Here is an 18,382-nt window from a genome sequence, read left to right as displayed (position 1 = left end):
GTTGTTTTTTAACCTATATTAGAAAAGTCATCAAATCCGACTTCTTTAAGTATATCTTTATAATAATTAACATCTTCCTGATTATAATCAATTCTGTTTTTCAGTCCCGCTTTTATACTTATATTTTTCTTAATGAAAATTCTTTTAAACCACATACAACACCAACTGAAAGGAAGCAAGAACGGAGCTTTTTCTAAATACGGATATGATTGTATCATTGATGATTTTTTTGGACAAACAGAGGAAATAAGATAAGACAGTTTTCCAGAGCCTTTTCCCTCGCTTTTGGTCTTTTCAAGGTATTTATATGTATTAATCATAGTACCCGCACTTGCTCTTCCTAAGCGACCACTGAGCAAAATAAGTGTTTCAAAATCATCAAATTTAAAAGTCGAGCAACTGTCTGAAAACCATTTGAAAGCTATTTCTCGCACACGATTTTCAAATTTTACAAGATTTAGCAGTTCGAGTCTTTTATTTAAATACTCCATATCAAACTGTGCCTGATGATTTTTATAATAAAAATAAATATCAAGAATCATTCTGATACCCAAGCCTGCTATTCTCAGGTGATTTGAGGAATGGACAAGAAGATAAACGTAATGGTCTTCAGGAGACAGTCGGTACGAATAAGTATAACCCTCTCGTTTAACTGTTTTGTCAAGTTGGTCAAAAAGGTATGGATAAAAGCTTTCATAATTATGAACGAGAGTCTTATGCATTTCAACGTACATATAGGGCTTTTTTTGAAAATGATACTGATTTTCACCGTCTTTGCGCAGAAATGAATATCCAAGTTCCGCAAATGCAACATTAACGCTGTCAAGCTGTTTCTCATCAAACAGAATATCATAATCCGAGATTGAGCGAAAATCACTGCGTGGATACTCTTTTTTTAAAAAATATCCTTTTACAGGTGCATTTTTTATCTTGTATTTGTCAAACGTTTTTAACAGTTTCTCCATTTCATAATTCAAATTAGTATCAAGCAAAAGTTCTGTACCCTTTATGCCGATTAAATTACTTCTGACTGAATCGGGAATATAGCTGTTTGGCAACCCAAGGACAGTATTTGCAAATATTGCCGAAAGTCCGCAATACCTAACATTTGAGATTATATTCTGCCAATTAATTCCTGCAAACGGAATCGGAATCTGCGTATTATTTGCCGCCGACGCAACTACATTTATAATATAGCTGAACTCTTTTTCTTCAATTTTGCTCAGTTTTGTTTTCATCGTCAGCTTTATCCTTTTTATCAAAAAATCCTGCCATCTTATTTTTTACAATAAAATACAAATGCCTGAAAACCTTGCTGTAAAACCAAAGATTAAGGTACATTCTATATGGAAGTGAATTTGTAGTATAAGACTTACCTTTGCGGTAAAAAGCAGTTACAACGCCATAAATATCTTCATCATAAATGCCATGTTCCTTTGTGAACTGATTGTCACCCCTCAAAACATAGCCACCGTCAGCATCAAAATCAACAATTCTATGCAAAACATATGAACCGTCTTTGCGCTTGTATAGAGGAATGTCAAATAAATGCAATCGTCCTTTGGGTTTAGACAATACAACAACATCTTCCCCGTCTCTCAGCATTGGAAGCATACTTGTTCCGCTCGGAGAAAATGTTACAGTTCCGCCGTTTTCAAGTTTTTCAACAAGAATTTCGATAATATCGTCAATTGTTACTTCTTTATTCAAGAATATCCGCATCCTTTAGCTTTTGGATAAAAACATCAATATCGGCTTCGGCTTTTTCGGAAGTTACCTCATATTCAGAAAGCAATTTATCCAGCAGCTCTTGATTATCGGCACCTTTTTGAAGAATTTCAAATAGAAATGCGCCTGTTTCGTTTAAATTTATGATACCGTTGAAATCTACCGTCATATCATTGACAGGCACAACAACATAAGAATCAGCAACTTTTCGCAGAATAAAGTCCTCTTTAATCTTCATATTTACACCAACTCGCATAATATTATACAATTTATTATAATATAAACATATAAAAAAAGCAAGGGCGTTGCAATTAATGCAACACCCCTGAAAATATATTACGTTAGTACAAATTAATACATACCGCCCATATCAGGTGCAGCAGGAGCAACAGCCGGAGCCGGCTCTTTAATATCAGCAACAAGTGACTCCGTTGTGAGTACCATTGCAGCTACTGAAGAAGCATTCTGAAGAGCTGAACGGGTAACCTTTGTCGGGTCAACGATACCTGCGGAAACCATATCTGTATATTCCTCGGTAAGTGCGTTGTAGCCGTAACCAACCTTATTAGCTTTCTTAACATTTTCAGCAATTACACTGCCCTCAAGACCTGCGTTTGCAGCAATCTGGCGAAGCGGCTCTTCAAGAGCTTTAAGAACAATCTTTGCGCCTGTTTTAGCGTCACCCTCAAGGGTTTCTACAAACTTTTCAACAGCAGGAATAGCGTTCATGCATGCAATACCGCCGCCGGCAACAATACCTTCTTCAACTGCAGCCTTTGTTGCAGCAAGAGCGTCTTCAATTCTGAGCTTCTTTTCTTTCATTTCAACTTCTGTTGCAGCACCAACCTTAATAACTGCTACACCGCCTGCAAGCTTAGCAAGACGTTCCTGAAGCTTTTCACGGTCAAAGTCAGAAGTTGTAGTTTCAATCTGCTGTCTAATCTGAGCAACTCTGCCCTTGATAGCATCCTTGTCACCTGCGCCGTCAACAATGATTGTATTTTCCTTTTCAATCTTAACCTGACGTGCAGAACCAAGCTGATCCATAGTTGTGTCTTTAAGTTCAAGACCAAGATCAGATGTAATTACAGTACCACCTGTAAGTGTTGCAATATCCTGGAGCATTTCTTTTCTTCTGTCGCCAAAACCCGGAGCTTTAACAGCAACACAAGTGAATGTTCCGCGAAGCTTGTTGAGTACAAGAGTTGTAAGAGCTTCACCCTCAACATCTTCTGCGATGATAAGGAGCTTTTTGCCTGACTGAACAATTTGTTCAAGCAAAGGAAGAATCTCCTGAGTTGTTGAAATTTTCTTATCTGTGATAAGAACAAGCGGATTGTCAAGCTCGGCAACCATCTTATCCGAATCTGTTACCATATAAGGTGCGATGTAGCCTCTGTCAAACATCATACCTTCTACTACTTCACTGTATGTCTCGGCAGTTTTTGACTCTTCAACTGTAATTACGCCGTCTGTTGTAACCTTATCCATTGCTTCGGCAATAAGTTTTCCGATAAACTCATCCTGTGAAGAAACTGTTGCAACTCTTGCAATATCATCTGTGCCTGCAACCTGCTGGCTGTTGTCAACAATTGCCTTTACAGCAACATCAACAGCATCAGCAATACCCTTTTTAAGTACCATTGGGTTTGCACCGGCAGTAACGTTCTTCATACCCTCACGAATAAGAGCCTGAGCAAGAAGTGTTGCGGTAGTTGTACCGTCGCCTGCTACATCATTAGTCTTAATTGAAACTTCCTTAACAAGCTGAGCGCCCATATTTTCAAACGGGTCGTCAAGTTCTACTTCTTTTGCGATAGTAACACCGTCGTTTGTGATTAACGGAGCGCCGTATTTTTTATCAAGTACAACGTTTCTTCCCTTTGGACCAAGTGTGATTTTTACTGTATCAGCAAGCTGATCAATGCCCTTCATAAGAGCCTTTCTTGCTTCTTCACCATATGCAATTTGTTTAGCCATAAGATTTTACCTCCAAAAATTATTCAACAGTTGCAAGAATATCTGACTGACGTACGATTGTAAACTCTTCGCCGTCAATTTTAACCTGTGTTCCTGCATACTTACTTGCAATTACTTTGTCTCCGACATTCAGATACATTTTTACTTCGTTGCCGTCTACAACCCCACCCGGGCCTACTGCAACAACAGATGCAAACTGAGGCTTTTCCTGTGCAGCTGACGAAAGAATTATACCACTCTTTGTCTTTTCCTCTGCCTCTTCAACTTTTAATACTACTCTGTCAAGTAATGGTTTGATAGTCATAAAACTGCCTCCTGAGATATCTATAATTAATAATTAGCACTCGTACTTCTTGAGTGCTAATTCTATTTTATACCATTTTTTCTAAATGTCAAGAGTAATTTGACTATTTTTGACCTTTAATTAAAATATTTTTTAAATCTTATGGACAACCCTGCATTTTGTGTACATATACGATAGTATACATAATGTAAATTAATGTTGACAGAGGTTAAGTTTTATATTAAAATGAAAATATAACATATTAAAGTAAGGGGATTATTTATGAAAAAGAAATCTGTTGTCGCAAAAATTCTTTGCGGTGCATTCGCATTAATAATGGCTGCCTCTGCAACTGCTTGTTCATCAACAAATGACCATCCTCTTGTACCTGCAGACGGCTATGAACTACCATATGAATACAACGACGGCTATGAAGCAAAGTTAAAAACCGTTGATGATACATATTATATGACAACAGCAACCGATGAAGACGGTAACAAAACCATTCACTTTAAAACTTCAGAAACCGAAGAGCAAGTAAAAGAGTATTACGATAAATATTTTGCAGATTTGGTTCCTGTTCGTCCAAAAGACAAGAACGATATATCAACCGGTTATTATGATAAAGAAAAACGTTTAGTCATTTATAACCTGTACATTTGGACTGCTAACGGAGAAACAAACTATAAAATGGGTACAAAAGCCTGTGATGATATTAATTCAGATGATATATGGGAAGTTGACGAAACAAGTAACACCACCACATCCGCTTCAACAACTACCGCTTCTACAACAGCTGACTAATACAAAATATAATAGCATATAAATTTTAAAATCCTCAGTTTATCTGGGGATTTTTTTCATTATTAATTAGCAGTTAAAAAGGTTTTTTTCAGCTGATAAAAACTTTTTATGTTGAAATTAATATATTTTCAATTATAAACTGTATTTATAATTTACAAAATCTTTTGTGTGCAACATTACGGATAACCTGAAGTTAATTGACAAATACTTTGCTTTTGTGATAAGATATTTTCTGAAATTTGAATGTTATCGTATTTTTGCGATATAACTTCAACGATTAAAAAAACAAATTAAAGAAGGAATTTTAATGAACAGCAGATTTAATGCACCGGCTGAAATTGCATCGCTGGTGTCAAAATCAGGTGTGGCAAAATCAAAGCTTTCTCTGCCAAAAATGATTTTGCTCGGACTTATGGCAGGAGCTTTTATTGCATTCGGCGGTGCGGCAAGCAATGTTGCAATGCACGGAATTGCAGATGTCGGGCTTGCAAGAGTAGTTGCAGGCGTAATCTTTCCCGTGGGACTTATGCTTGTTGTGTTTACCGGAAGCGAACTCTTCACAGGCAACTGTCTTATGATTATTCCGACGCTTGAAAAGAAAATCAAGATTTCTTCAATGATAAAAAATCTTGTTACGGTTTATATATCAAATTTTGTCGGCGCACTGATTATTGATTTGCTCATCACCTTTTCAGGACAACTTAATTACTCAAACGGCGGACTCGGTGCTTTCACAATAAAGGTTGCGCTTGCCAAAACAACAATTAATCCCGCAACGGCAATTGTCAGCGGAATACTTTGTAACATTCTCGTTTGCCTTGCAATTGTTATGGCAACGGTCGCAACAGATGCAATAGGCAAAATTTTCGGTGTATTTTTCCCTATTTGTGCATTCGTAGTCTGTGGATTTGAACACTGCGTTGCAAATATGTTCTATATTACAACCGGTGTTATGGCAGCTATGAATCCAGAATACGTTGCAAAAGCACAGGAGCTTTACGGCATTACAGCGCAGCAATGTCAAAATCTTGCAAACCTCTCGGGCTGTGAATCCTTGCTGTTCGTTACAATCGGCAACATAATCGGAGGTATGGTTTTTGTAGGACTTCCGTTTTACTTTGCATATGCACGCAAAAAGAACAATGAATAATGAATTAAAATAAATAATGTATATTAATTAAGGCAGCCATAAAGGCTGCCTTAGTTTTTACTCGCTTAACAACATTCTGTCGTTTTCTATTTTTGAGCCGCTTACTTCTTCAAATTTTTGAAGAAGGTGTTCAACGGTAAGTTTTTTCTTTTCTTCGCCCTCAATATTTAATATAACTTTGCCGTCACACATCATTATCAAACGGTTGCCGTGTGTGATGGCATCTTTCATATTATGAGTAACCATAAGAGCAGTAAGGTGATTTTCTTCAATTATCTTATCAGACAACTCAAGAACCTTTGCGGCAGTTTTCGGGTCAAGCGCCGCTGTATGCTCATCAAGAAGCAAAAGCTTTGGTTTTTGGATTGTAGCCATAAGAAGCGTTATAGCCTGACGCTGACCACCCGAAAGCAATCCAACCTTTGTGGTCATTCTGTCTTCAAGACCAAGGTCAAATTCTTTTAGCATTTCACGATATTTGTCTTTCTCAGATTTTTTAACGCCCCATGAAAGACCTCTGCGTTTACCTCTGCGAGCAGCGATAGCAAGATTCTCTATTATCTCCATATCGGCTACCGTACCGGTCATCGGGTCCTGAAAAACTCTTCCGAGGTACGGAGCACGTTTGTGTTCCGGAAGTCCCGAAATGTCTTTTCCGTCAATCAAAATTTCACCGCTGTCCACCGGCCATACACCAGCAATTGAATTGAGAACAGTAGATTTGCCAGCTCCGTTTCCGCCAATTACAGTACAAAAATCGCCGTCGTTAAGTTTAAGATTAACGCCGTTGAGGGCACGCTTTTCATTGACAGTACCTGCGTTAAACGTCTTATAAATATTATTAATTTCAAGCATTTTTGCCACCGCCCATACGATTCTTTAAGTTTTCTTTTGCAAGCTTTTTAAACGAATTTTTGGATTTTCCCTTTAAATACGGAACTGCAAGGAAAATTGCCACTATTACGGCAGTGAAAAGCTTTGTATCGTCCGTAGGCATCTTCAACCAAAGTACAATGCCCATTGCGATATAATACAAAATTCCGCCGACTACAACCAAAATTAATCTGATGACAAAATTAATACGCTTGCGGAACAATGCCTCGCCGATTACCTCACCGATGATTACAGCGGCAAGACCGATTACAATTGCACCTCTGCCCATATTTACGTCTGAGAAGCCCTGATATTGCGCCGAAAAGGAACCTGCCAAGGCTACAAGGCCGTTTGAAAGTGCAAGAGCGATTACCTTTGCAACATTAATATTAATTCCCTGAGCCTTGCTCATTGAAGGATTGCTGCCCGTTGAACGGATAGTTGAACCCTGTTCTGTGCCAAAATACCAATACATCAGAGTGATTATAATTGCAGAAATAATCAAACCAACCAATATTGCCATATTAATGTTGCTTGCAGAAATTACAAGAGTATAATTTCTGTAACTTATCGGCAGGTTAGATTTTCCCATAATATTCAAATTGATTGAATACAATGCGATTTGAGTAAGAATACCTGAAAGAATATCGGGTATTCCCAACAAAGTATGTAAAAGTCCGGTAATAAGACCAGCCAAAATTCCTGCTACAAGAGCCGCAATAACCGCAATCCATACAGGAACACCGTTGATAAGCAGAATTGCAGTAACCGCACCGCCGGTTGCAAAAGAACCGTCAACTGTCAAATCAGCAAAATTCAGAAGTTTAAACGTGATAAACACGCCAAGAGCCATTATTCCCCAAATTATGCCCTGTGCAACATTGCCCGGAAGCTGTGATAACAGGTTCATAGGATTTAGGGATGAAAAATAAGATATAATTACATCCATGTTATTTCACCATATACCATACTTAAAATAAAACATTGGGGTGTGCGTTTTACAACACCCCAATAATTTTTAGACAAATTTAATTTACTCAACAGTTTCAAAGCCGTCAGGAACTTCTATTCCCAAAGCTTTGCATCTGTCTGCATCATATTTCTTGGTAGTAGAGGCATTCTGAATTTCCATTGTAGAAACATCTTTTCCGTTAACCAAAATATCATATGCCATTTCACCGGTCTTTTTACCAAGGTCATAATAGCTTATAGAAAGGGTTGCAATACCGCAGCCTTTGCATATTCCCTCTTCACCTGCAATAACAGGAATTTTCTTTTCAAAAGCAATGTTATTTACATTCTCGGCATTAGCGGCTGCTGTGTTATCTGTTGGAATATACAGAAAATCAGCTTCGTCACATGCTGTTGTTGTTACAGCGGCAAGGTCATTTGAGTCGGAGAATGAATATTCCTTAACAGTATATCCCTCTTTTTCAAAATAAGGTGTGATTGTGTCAACCTGATATTTTGAATTTGCCTCAGCAGAACAGTAGAGAATACCAACTGTTTTTTTGTCAGGCAAAAGTTCCTTTGCAAGCTCAGCCTGCTGGTCAAGCGGAGCAAGGTCGGTAGTTCCCGAAATGTTAATTCCCGTATAGCCTTTCCAATCACTGATTTCAAGTGCAGTAGCATAGTTGGTTACAGAAGTTCCTAAGATTGGAATTGTATCGGTAGCTGTATAAGCAGCCTGTAAAGCGGCTGTTCCGTTTCCGAGAATCAGGTCATAATTAGAAGAAACAAACTGATTGCAAATTGTAATACAGTTCTGAGAATCGCCCTGAGCATTCTGTTCATCAAATTTTACATTATCTGCACCGAGTTTTTCAGTAAGGGCGTCTTTGAAGCCTTTTGTTGCAGCGTCAAGCGCATCATGCTGAATAAGCTGGCAAATTCCGATATTGTAAACTTTAGCGGCATCACCTGAGTCAGAAGAGCTTGAAGAAGCTGATTCTCCGCAGCCTGCAAAACCAAGTGAGATTGTGAGTGCAGCAAGTGAACCCGCAATTATTCTTTTTGTCTTGTTCATAAATAATCCTCCTAAAAGCTTTAGTGCTTTTACACTTTTATGCGTTAATAATCTAACTTAGATAATTATACAAAAAAACAGGAAGATTTTCAATAGCAATTAAAATATTTATACGTTATTTATAATATCAAGTATCTCTTTTTGTCTATTTTGCTACAACATTGGAATCACCAAGTTGAAACTTGAGTTCCTTTATCATCACATCATTAAGGCTTACCCACATATTGACAGGAGCTTTGACCTTGCGGTTTGAATTTGTGAGATAAAAAATAACAGGAGTATTTCCCTCAAAAATATCAAGAACCCTTTTGGCTTTATGATACAATTCGGTATTTAAATCGTCAATTCTTAAATACAGTGCTTTAGGAATAGCAGGTACAGCGTTATTTGATGATGCATTTAAATTATGAACAGGATAATTTGGCGCTGCGTTGCGATTGACATCGAAATTTTTGCACTCTTCGTTTGTTCGTGCCTTTTCTACCGAATCACAAATTATCTTCGGTTCTTCATTTTCCTTAAAATTGAGATGTCCTCTGATTATCAAAGCATTAGAATCGTTTAAGAGCATTGCACACTTTTCGTAAACATTCGGGAACACAACAACTTCGATTGTACCGAATCTGTCTTCGACAACCGCAAAAGCCATCATTTTGTTAGTCTTAGTAAGCTGAGCTTTCACAGACTTTACTATACACACAACGGTAACGGTTTTTCCGTCAAAGTACAACTCACTGTCATTTGAAATTATTTCACCGATTCTGTCCGCCTTTGTAATTCTTGCAAAATCCGCATAGTCGTCCATGGGATGTCCGCTAAGATACATACCGGCAATTTCATTTTCCATATGCAAAAGCTCACTCTTGGGAAATTCAGGTAAATCAGGAAGGTTTGGCATTGAAGATTTATGATGATTATCATCACCGATTTCAAAAAACGAAAGCTGACCGTTAAGATTATGTTTTGATTCATAGTCAAGGTCATCAAGAACCGTTTTTGTAACAGCCAAGAGCTGACGTCTGTTAGCCCCCATTCCGTCAAAAGCACCGCATTTTATGAGACTTTCTATTGCACGGCTGTTCATATACTTTCCGTAAAGGCGTTTGCAAAAATCAAAAAACGATGTATAAATGCCCGAACTTCTTTCTGCTATTATGCGGTCAATAAACTGTCTGCCAAGATTTTTTACAGCCAACAATCCGTATCTGATGTTTTTTCCGCTTACTGTAAAATCGTGATTACTCTCATTTACGCTTGGAGGCAAAACATTGATGTTAAGGCGTTTACACTCGGTAATGTACTGAGCGGTTTTATTTTGGCTGCCGAGAACACTTGAAAGCAATGCGGCCATATACTCTCGTGGATAGTGACATTTTAACCAAGCGGTTTTATATGACGTAACGGCGTATGATACGGCATGCGCCTTATTGTACGCATATGAAGCAAAGCTTTCCATCTCATCAAAAATAGCATTTGCCGTCTTGGCGTCAACACCACGTCTTACGCAACCGTCAACTACCATATTGCCGTGCTCATCAACAAGGCCGTTGATAAAAATACTTCTTTCTTTTTCCATTACATCGTGCTTTTTCTTGCTCATTGCACGGCGCACAATATCCGCACGCCCAATGCTGTACCCTGCAAGTTTGCGGATAATTTGAATTACCTGCTCCTGGAATACAACGCAACCGTAGGTATCCTTTAAAATATCCTTGAGTAAAGGATGCTTGTAATGTATATGAGACGGATTATGGCGGCAGTCAATATAAGTTGGAATACTTCCCATAGGTCCGGGACGATAGAGTGAGACAACCGCAAGAATATCTTCAAAACAATCTGGTTTTAACTGAACCAAAACATTCCTTATTCCCTGACTCTCAAACTGAAAGACCCCTTCGGTGTTTCCCTTTGAAAACATTTCAAAAACCTGTTTATCGTTTTCGTCAATATCATCGGGCGAATAGTTTGGATTGCTGTGTTTTATCAGTTTTTCCGCATCATCAATAACCGTAAGATTACGAAGTCCTAAAAAGTCCATTTTGAGCAATCCGAGGTCTTCAAGGTCATTTTTCGGAAACTGGGTAACAATTACATCGTCGTTTTTGGAAAGCGGCACATAATCATAAACCGGTTTATCTGTAATTACAACGCCTGCCGCATGGGTTGTTGAATGACGAGGCATTCCCTCAATACTTTTAGCAATGTCTATCAGCGTTTTTGTTTGTTCGTCATTTTCATATTGTCTTCTAAGTTCCGAGCTTATACTCATAGCACGGTCAATTGTAATATTAAGTTCGTTTGGAATCAATTTTACTATTGAATCAACAGCGGCATATGACATAGCCAAGGCTCTGCCCACATCACGTAAAGCCGCTTTTGCCGCCATAGTATCAAAGGATATAATCTGTGCTACATGGTCGCTTCCGTATTTTTCGATTACATAGTCTATTACTTCTTTGCGACGGCGTTGACAAAAGTCTATGTCAAAATCAGGCATACTTACACGTTCGGGATTTAAAAAACGTTCAAAAAGCAAATTATGTTTTATTGGGTCAACAGCAGTGATTCCTATGCAATAGGCACAGAGTGAACCTGCTCCTGAGCCTCTTCCGGGTCCTACAGGGATATTTTTTGATTTTGCGTATTGAACAAAATCATTTACAATAAGATAATAATCCACAAAACCCATTTGTGAAACCGTATTTATTTCGTACTCAAGTCGGTCAATTATGGATTTGTCGGGATTTTCGCCGTAATGCAAATATAGTCCTCTGTAACAATTTCTGCGAAAATAATCAAGATGATTTTCATCGTTTGGCAAATCAAAACGAGGCAACCTGCGAACACCAAACTCAAATTCAACGTTACACCTGTCCGCAATAAGCTGGGTATTGTCAAGAGCCTCGGAATATTCCGAAAACAATTCACGCATTTCCTGCTCTGATTTAAGATAAAACTCATCAGTCAGAAATTCCATTCTGTTGCTGTCATCAACAGTACCGTTGGTCTGTATGCATAAAAGTATACTGTGCATTTGGCTGTCGGATTTTTGAATATAATGACTGTCGTTGGTGGCAACTATACTGACCCCGACTTCTTTTGCAACCCTGACGAGCTGCGGAAGAACTTCGGATTCTTCCCGAATCCCGTGATTTTGAAGTTCAATAAAAAAATTATCCTTGCCAAACATATCTCTGTAAAATTCAGCTTTTTGCTTTGCGGCAGAATAATCTCCGTTGAGAAGCTTTTGCGGAATTTCACCTGCAAGACAGGCAGAAAGGCAAATCAAGCCCTCGTGGTACTGCTTTAACAGTTCATCGTCAATTCTCGGTTTGGAATAAAAGCCCTCGGTAAATCCGAGAGACACAAGCTTTATAAGATTTTGATAGCCGATATTATTCTCACAAAGAAGTATCATATGATAATACTTTTCATAAGCGGTAGTTTTGTCAAACCTTGAATGAGGAGCAACGTATACTTCACACCCGATTATCGGCTTTATTCCCTCATTTTTGCAAGCCCTGTAAAAATCAATTACGCCGTACATAACTCCGTGGTCTGTAATTGCAAGAGAGTTCATCCCCATCTGCTTTGCCGCTTTTGCAATTTTACTTATTCTGCACGCACCGTCAAGCAAGCTGTATTCGGTGTGGACGTGTAAATGTGAAAAAGCCATTTTACTCACCTGCCGTTGCTGTGATTTTTCCGTCAGAAAATTCAAGCGTAAATTTATCACCGCTATGAAGCTGTTTTTTTGAGCTTATTACCTTGCCGTCCTTTTCTGCTATTGAATATCCTCTTGCAAGAACAGAAATCGGATTAAGTGCGTCAAGCTTTGAAGCCGTATTTTTAATTTTGGATAAATCAAAATTAAGCCTTTCATCCATTTTTCCCGAAATGACATTAGAAGTGTTTTTCAGATTCAACTCATATTCATTAATTACAGTTTTCGGAGAAACGGCTGAAAGCCTGTGACGAAGATTTGACACAAGCAAGTTGCTGTTATTTAACAGATTATTAACCGATGAAGTTACATACTGAAATTGATTGCGGTAAAATGCTCTGAGTTCATTTTGGTCCAGCACTGCTATCTCTGCTGCGGCGGTTGGTGTTGCTGCACGTTTATCGGCTACAAAGTCACATATGGTGTCATTTATTTCATGACCGACAGCAGAAATCACAGGGATTTTGCAGTCATAAATTGCATAAGCAAGATTTTCGTTGTTAAACGCCCACAAATCTTCAACCGAACCTCCGCCCCTGCCGATGATGATAACATCACAAAGATTGTATTCGTCGAGCAGTTTTACAGCTCTTATAAGCTGCTCGGGGGCACCGTCGCCCTGAACAAGGACAGGACAGAGAACAATGTCAACGCAAGGAAAACGTCTTAACAGAGTTTTTCTAATATCCTGTATTGCCGCTCCTGTCGGAGAGGTTATTACCCCGACAGTCTGAGGAAAGCGAGGCAATGGCTTTTTATGCTCAACAGAAAAAAGTCCTTTTTGAGACAATTTCGCCTTAAGCTGTTCATAGGCAAGCGTTAATGCACCTATACCGTCAGGCTGCATATCTTCGATATTAAGCTGATACTGACCTGTCGGAGCATAAACCGTTACCCTGCCACGACAAATTACTTTCATTCCGTTTGCAGGCATAAATTTCAGATACCTGAGGTTACCTGCAAACATTATGCTGCGAATAACCGAACTTTCATCTTTTAAAGTCAGATACGCATGACCGCTTTTGCTGTTAACGTTAAAATTAGAGATTTCCCCTGCAAGAAAGACAGTGTTGAGTTTTATATCATTTTCTAACAGTGATTTTATATAGGTATTTAGTTGTGAGACGTTCAATATTGAGGGGGTCTTAAAATTCGGTGTGTACATTTTTATACTTCCTGTATGCAAGATATGCAATGCCTACGGCATTATCCGAAGACAAGCTCGGCTGTGCAAAAGCCGCATTGTATTTTTCTTTAAACGAATTTTGTATAATGGAATCGGACATAACCCCGCCTGCATAAAGCACGGGCATTGTTCCGTATTTTAAAAGCAGCTTATCGGTCATAAGCGACAAGGTCTTTCGTATATACTCAATGCAATATGCGGCAATATATTCTTTGGATTCATTATTTTCAAGCAATCGCCTGCAAATGTTTTCAAGTCCGCTAAGGCAGCAATCGCATTCTTTGAGAGTAGGACGAACAGAAATTTTCTTTGTGTTCTTCAAAGCAAGTTTTTCCAGCTCTGCTCCGCACGGAAATCTTAGTCCAAGCATAAGCCCCACCCTGTCAATAGCTTGTCCGGCATTCAAATCAAGTGATTTGGCAGCTAAATCAAGTGAAAATCCATATCCGTTTCCTTTTGAAATTACCGCTTCCGTAGTTCCGCCGCTAACGTGAAACGCAAGAAATTTTTCAGTAAATAAATTCTCACTTTTAGAGTCATACAAAGCCGCGGCAATGTGACCCTCCTGATGAGAAAAAGTATATAAAGGGACTTTGAGTGCCGATGATAAAATTTTAGCCGTGTTCTCTCCAACAGTAAAACACGGCATATATGAGCCGTCAACCGGTCGCGGTCTTGACGATGCGCCGATTGCGGCTATATCTTTAGAATCAATATCTTTTACAAGCTCTGAAAACAGCAAATGAAGCTGAGCAGTATGATGAAACACAGCGTCACTTTGGCGCAAGCCAAGCTCCCCCGGCTTTACTGGCAAAAGTTTTTTCTGCTGAAAGAATTTTCCGGTATTGCTGTCAAAAACAGCTGTTGAGGTGGTGTAGTTTGAAGTATCAATCCCGAGAAAAAAACTCATTGCTTTTCCCCTGCTTTTCTGCGGACATATGCGCCTAAAATTCCGTTGACAAACTTGCTTTCATCAATTGTGTATTTTTTTGCGAGCTCAACCGCTTCGCTGATTGAAACACTTTCGGGAACGCTGTCAACATAATTTATCTCATAAATTGCAAGTCTGAGAATTGCAAGAGAGGCTTTTGAAATTCTTGCAATTGTCCAGCCTTTTTTTAGATATTTTGAAATTTCAGCGTCAAGCTCAGCCTGCTTTTCTTCAATACCGCTTACGACCGAATGTGCATAACCGCAAACTCCGCCCTCAAAAAGCTGAGTATCATCTTCAATCTTTGCTTCTGCCGGTTCATTATCAAAGGAACCTGAGAACAAAAGCATAAACGCCTGTTCTCTTGCTTCACTTCTTGAAAGAGTAACCTGACTGTTGTTAGATTCATTATCCATAATATACCAACTTTACATTTTAATTCAGGATAATTATAACACAGCAGATTTCAAAAGTAAACAATTTAGCAAATTTATGCTCCCACTATTGAGATGTCGTCATATGATACCTCATAGTGTGATGTTACCGCATCGTCAATCACGAGTGCCGAAGTATCGTTCAGTTCGGTATCAGGAACAACAACCGTTACCCCGTCATCGCTTATGTAACACAAACATTCGGAAAATCCCTTTGCCTTTACAATACTTTCAATACTGTCTTGAATGGTAAAATTCTTGATGGTTTTCTCAACATCTTTTTGAGCTTCGGTCATATCATCATCAGAAGCGTCCTCAAGCTTTAAAATCTCATTTGCTTTGTCGATAACTTCATCCTGGAGTGACTGCCGCTTTGTGCGTTCATTTGCAAAGTAACTCTCCTGTTTTTCGGACAGTGCCGCCGTCTGCACATTTTCGTCCTCAGTTGCCGAGGATACTGTTGCATTTACATACGAAGCTGCGCCAAGTTCTTTGGCGCTTGTGTCGGTTTTTCCTCCGCCAAACTGCCAGTTTACATACACTGCCGTGCCAAGTGCCAATACAAGTGCAGCCAATACAATATATACCTTTTGAAATTTCATAATACTCCCGACCTTTATTCTGATAATTTTGTAACACATACTTTTGCTGTTGATATGTCAAGTGCCTTTGTCACTGCCTGGGTAATCCGCTCAACTACAACAGGACTGTCACCACCTTCACATACCACAAGCACTCCTCTGATAAGGGGTTGAATTTCCTTTGTTTTTGTGGTGCTGTCGTTAAGATAAACATATTCAACGCTGTTTTCCATAGTGAGCAGCACCTTTGTTTTTCCGGCGCCCTCAATTTGCGATAAAACCGATTGAAGGTCGCTTTCAATTTCCGTACTGTAAGTTGTTACCGAAAACTCCTCATCCTTTCTTTTTCCGGAAGCAGAACCAAAATCAACGTATGATGATAAAAATATTAACGCTATTCCGATAATACCCGCAATAATAATTATGCTGCGTATTTTTTCGGGTTTAAAAATATTTTTAATTTTCCCAATACTTTTGATTTCTTCCATATTCTACTCCGTGATTACATTTGGCTTTACTCCGAAATTTTGTTGGGTTATGCTGCTTATATTATCGGAGTAAGGCGTGTACTCTTTGCTTATATATATGCTTATTGAAGATATGATTATGCTGTTATCACCCTTTACAGACAAAATTATTTCACAGCTATTGATTTTAATACTGTTTTGCTCAAGAATTTGTTCAAGCGTTTTCTCAAGATTTGCCTTAGTTTGATTAACCACTTGCTTTTCGTATGCTTCATCATATGACGCCGAAAGCTCGTCGCTGCTCTCATACTGAGATAAATTTAAATTAAAATCCGCAAATGCATTTTTTATGGGAATTATAAGCGAGCAAATAATAAAAGCCCCTAACACAAGATTGATCATTTTCTTCGTACTGCTTTCTGACACAAAGGTTGAAACAAGCGTACAAATAAGCGAAGACGCACAAATTACCGCCGCAACTGCACTTAGACTTTTCAACTGTCGCCACCGCCCACCAGCAGAACAACTGCGCTTGATATTATGTAAATTGACATTATGCAAAGCAGAATAGCTATAAGGGTGGTAAACACGGTTGAAACGCTTTGTAAAAGTTTTGCAGTCTGAGAAAGATTTAGTACCTCGGCAGTTGATTTGCCGACCCAAAGGGTTATTACCCACATAAAACTTTGGATAATAACAGGCATAAATACCACAGCTATCGCTATAATAACGAAAACTCCCATTCCGGATTTGAGCATTGATACACTGCCTTGAACAGTGCGATATGCGTCTGACAAAGCAGGTCCCACAATCGGCACAAACGAAGTCAACGCAAATCGAACAGCTCTGCCCGAAACATTGTCAAGAGAACCGGTTATCAGTTGCTTTACGGCAAGTATAGATGTAAAGATTGTCATTGCAAATCCAAGCAGCCATTTGATTATTTTTGCAATTATATTTGTAAAACCGCCAAGGTTTATGTCGGGAGATATATTTGACGTTATGCTCAAACCTAAAAACATATTTAAGAACGGGACAACTATTTTGGAAGAAATTTGGCCCACTCCCTCTCCGGCGGCTATCATTGAAGCATAATAAGCCCCCGAACTCGCAGCCTGTCCCGATGAAGCCATAATAACCGTAATAATCGGAATATATGAAAGCATAAGATTACTTGAAATTTCGATTACCGATGCAGCTGAATCAATTACCGATATTGCAGGCATTGCAACCGCACAGGTTATACAAAGTGCAGACACTATATTTATCGCCGTTGATACATCACTGCTGAGGGTGTTGCGATATGCAGACAATATTGAGCATAAAAGCAATAACGCTATGATTGTAATCAGTCCCTTAAGGGGCATTTCAGCATTTTGTGCAGCAATATTTGAAATTTCACCTACGACCGAATCAAAAGAAATTTGACTTAGTTTTTGCACATCAACAGATTCAGCACCGATGTTTTCAAGACTCTGCCTTGCTTCGTCAGACAAGCTTTCGTAAACTGCTGAAAAATCATATTGAATATTGCTGTTCTCCTCTGCATTTACGGTAATTGAAGAAGAGAAAAAAAGAGCGATAATTAAGAAAATTATAACAGTCCATTTTTTCAAACTAACGTCCTCACCTTTTTAAAAGTGACAGCACCACATTAAGTATGTCCGCATAAAGCGGAAGCGAGGTGACAGTTACCAAAATTTTGCCTGCAAGTGAAACATTTGAAGCAAGAGCCTTGCTTCCCGCATCATTGCAAGTATTCACAGCAAACTCTGTAACAAGACAAATACCGATTACCTTTAGTAAAATAACAACATAGCTTGTACTTATATCCGACACGGCAATTATGTTGGATATAGTAGAAAAAATTGCAGATGCCTGCGACAACACGGATAGCAACATCATTACCGAACAGGCGATGCCGAGCATCAATGCAATTTCTCCGTTTTTTGGTCTTAGCGTAACAACAAAAATAACCGTTGTAACCGCCAATACGCAAATTGTAATAACATTCATTTTAAAAACCAAACAATTGCTTTATTGTAGTGAATAAATTGCTGATTTGAGTAATTATTAATGTAAGCACTACAATAAGTCCTGCAAGCGTTGTTAGCATTGCCTGTTCCTCACGTCCGCTTCTTATTAAAAGCTGAGATAAAACGGCTACAATTATGCCTATTGCCGCTATCTTGAAAATAAGTTCAACATCCATTTT

Annotated in this window: 20 protein-coding genes; 2 read left to right on the top strand and 18 right to left on the bottom strand. The window is 38.7% G+C overall.

From position 1 onward, the window contains the following. Positions 1–8: 8 nt before the first annotated feature. From BLP46_RS06870 to BLP46_RS06850, 5 genes are all read right to left on the bottom strand, one after another. A complete protein-coding gene (locus BLP46_RS06870) occupies positions 9–1,238 on the bottom strand; it encodes a nucleotidyltransferase domain-containing protein (protein WP_092977558.1) in 1,230 nt (409 codons plus the stop codon). Beyond that, positions 1,213–1,710 carry a S24/S26 family peptidase gene (locus BLP46_RS06865; RefSeq protein WP_092977556.1) on the bottom strand — a complete coding sequence of 166 codons (498 nt, stop codon included), beginning with the start codon at positions 1,708–1,710 and terminating at the stop codon, positions 1,213–1,215. Before BLP46_RS06865 ends, BLP46_RS06870 begins: the two co-directional genes overlap by 26 nt. Then, positions 1,703–1,966 (bottom strand): PqqD family protein, encoded by a 264-nt coding sequence (locus tag BLP46_RS06860; RefSeq protein ID WP_092977554.1) that lies wholly within the window; start codon positions 1,964–1,966, stop codon positions 1,703–1,705. The genes BLP46_RS06865 and BLP46_RS06860 overlap by 8 nt, the downstream gene beginning before the upstream one ends. Positions 1,967–2,079: 113 nt before the next feature. Then, the gene (groL, locus tag BLP46_RS06855) at positions 2,080–3,708 is read right to left on the bottom strand and encodes a chaperonin GroEL (RefSeq protein WP_092977552.1); all 1,629 of its coding nucleotides are present in this window, start codon (positions 3,706–3,708) and stop codon (positions 2,080–2,082) included. Between the two features lie 19 nt (positions 3,709–3,727). Then, positions 3,728–4,012, bottom strand: a complete 285-nt coding sequence (locus BLP46_RS06850; protein ID WP_092977550.1) for a co-chaperone GroES — start codon at positions 4,010–4,012, stop codon at positions 3,728–3,730. A gap of 261 nt (positions 4,013–4,273) precedes the next feature. On the opposite strand from BLP46_RS06850, the gene BLP46_RS06845 reads away from it, so the two are divergent. Together BLP46_RS06845 and BLP46_RS06840 are read left to right on the top strand one after the other, a co-directional pair. Beyond that, a complete protein-coding gene (locus BLP46_RS06845) occupies positions 4,274–4,795 on the top strand; it encodes a hypothetical protein (RefSeq protein ID WP_092977548.1) in 522 nt (173 codons plus the stop codon). Positions 4,796–5,102: 307 nt separating this feature from the next. After that, positions 5,103–5,945, top strand: a complete 843-nt coding sequence (locus BLP46_RS06840; protein WP_092977546.1) for a formate/nitrite transporter family protein — start codon at positions 5,103–5,105, stop codon at positions 5,943–5,945. 57 nt (positions 5,946–6,002) lie between these two features. Here BLP46_RS06840 and BLP46_RS06835 read toward each other — a convergent pair whose 3' ends face one another. The 13 genes from BLP46_RS06835 to spoIIIAC form a co-directional block, all read right to left on the bottom strand. After that, positions 6,003–6,800 (bottom strand): ABC transporter ATP-binding protein, encoded by a 798-nt coding sequence (locus BLP46_RS06835; protein WP_092977544.1) that lies wholly within the window; start codon positions 6,798–6,800, stop codon positions 6,003–6,005. Continuing rightward, positions 6,793–7,767, bottom strand: a complete 975-nt coding sequence (locus tag BLP46_RS06830; RefSeq protein ID WP_207645215.1) for an ABC transporter permease — start codon at positions 7,765–7,767, stop codon at positions 6,793–6,795. Before BLP46_RS06830 ends, BLP46_RS06835 begins: the two co-directional genes overlap by 8 nt. 84 nt (positions 7,768–7,851) lie before the next feature. After that, entirely contained in the window at positions 7,852–8,844 is a 993-nt protein-coding gene (locus BLP46_RS06825) for an ABC transporter substrate-binding protein (RefSeq protein ID WP_092977542.1), read from the bottom strand. Between the two features lie 145 nt (positions 8,845–8,989). Then, complete coding sequence (locus BLP46_RS06820; RefSeq protein ID WP_092977540.1) at positions 8,990–12,520, bottom strand: DNA polymerase III subunit alpha; 3,531 nt, start codon at positions 12,518–12,520, stop codon at positions 8,990–8,992. Position 12,521: 1 nt separating this feature from the next. After that, entirely contained in the window at positions 12,522–13,733 is a 1,212-nt protein-coding gene (gene xseA, locus BLP46_RS06815; protein WP_092977538.1) for an exodeoxyribonuclease VII large subunit, read from the bottom strand. Further along, positions 13,714–14,664 carry a tRNA (adenosine(37)-N6)-threonylcarbamoyltransferase complex transferase subunit TsaD gene (locus tag BLP46_RS06810; protein WP_092977535.1) on the bottom strand — a complete coding sequence of 317 codons (951 nt, stop codon included), beginning with the start codon at positions 14,662–14,664 and terminating at the stop codon, positions 13,714–13,716. Before BLP46_RS06810 ends, xseA begins: the two co-directional genes overlap by 20 nt. Continuing rightward, positions 14,661–15,101, bottom strand: a complete 441-nt coding sequence (gene nusB, locus BLP46_RS06805; protein ID WP_092977533.1) for a transcription antitermination factor NusB — start codon at positions 15,099–15,101, stop codon at positions 14,661–14,663. The genes BLP46_RS06810 and nusB overlap by 4 nt, the downstream gene beginning before the upstream one ends. Before the next feature lie 74 nt (positions 15,102–15,175). After that, the gene (locus tag BLP46_RS06800) at positions 15,176–15,721 is read right to left on the bottom strand and encodes a SpoIIIAH-like family protein (RefSeq protein WP_167669204.1); all 546 of its coding nucleotides are present in this window, start codon (positions 15,719–15,721) and stop codon (positions 15,176–15,178) included. A gap of 14 nt (positions 15,722–15,735) precedes the next feature. Continuing rightward, a complete protein-coding gene (locus BLP46_RS06795) occupies positions 15,736–16,188 on the bottom strand; it encodes a SpoIIIAG-related protein (RefSeq protein ID WP_092977529.1) in 453 nt (150 codons plus the stop codon). A 3-nt stretch (positions 16,189–16,191) separates the two neighbouring features. Beyond that, positions 16,192–16,665: a stage III sporulation protein AF gene (locus BLP46_RS06790; protein ID WP_167669203.1), complete on the bottom strand. Its 474-nt coding sequence runs from the start codon at positions 16,663–16,665 to the stop codon at positions 16,192–16,194. Beyond that, positions 16,662–17,783 (bottom strand): stage III sporulation protein AE, encoded by a 1,122-nt coding sequence (locus BLP46_RS06785; RefSeq protein WP_092977525.1) that lies wholly within the window; start codon positions 17,781–17,783, stop codon positions 16,662–16,664. Before BLP46_RS06785 ends, BLP46_RS06790 begins: the two co-directional genes overlap by 4 nt. 10 nt (positions 17,784–17,793) lie before the next feature. Further along, on the bottom strand, positions 17,794–18,183 hold the full coding sequence (locus BLP46_RS06780) for a SpoIIIAC/SpoIIIAD family protein (protein ID WP_092977524.1): 390 nt from the start codon (positions 18,181–18,183) through the stop codon (positions 17,794–17,796). A gap of 1 nt (position 18,184) precedes the next feature. Further along, a complete protein-coding gene (gene spoIIIAC, locus BLP46_RS06775) occupies positions 18,185–18,379 on the bottom strand; it encodes a stage III sporulation protein AC (protein ID WP_092977522.1) in 195 nt (64 codons plus the stop codon). Positions 18,380–18,382: the final 3 nt, after the last annotated feature.

Source organism: Ruminococcus sp. YE282, assembly GCA_900101355.1.
In the GTDB taxonomy this organism is placed as follows: domain Bacteria; phylum Bacillota; class Clostridia; order Oscillospirales; family Acutalibacteraceae; genus Ruminococcoides; species Ruminococcoides bromii_A.
Note: the sequence above shows the minus strand (reverse complement) of the source record. Positions and strands in the feature narration are given on the sequence as shown.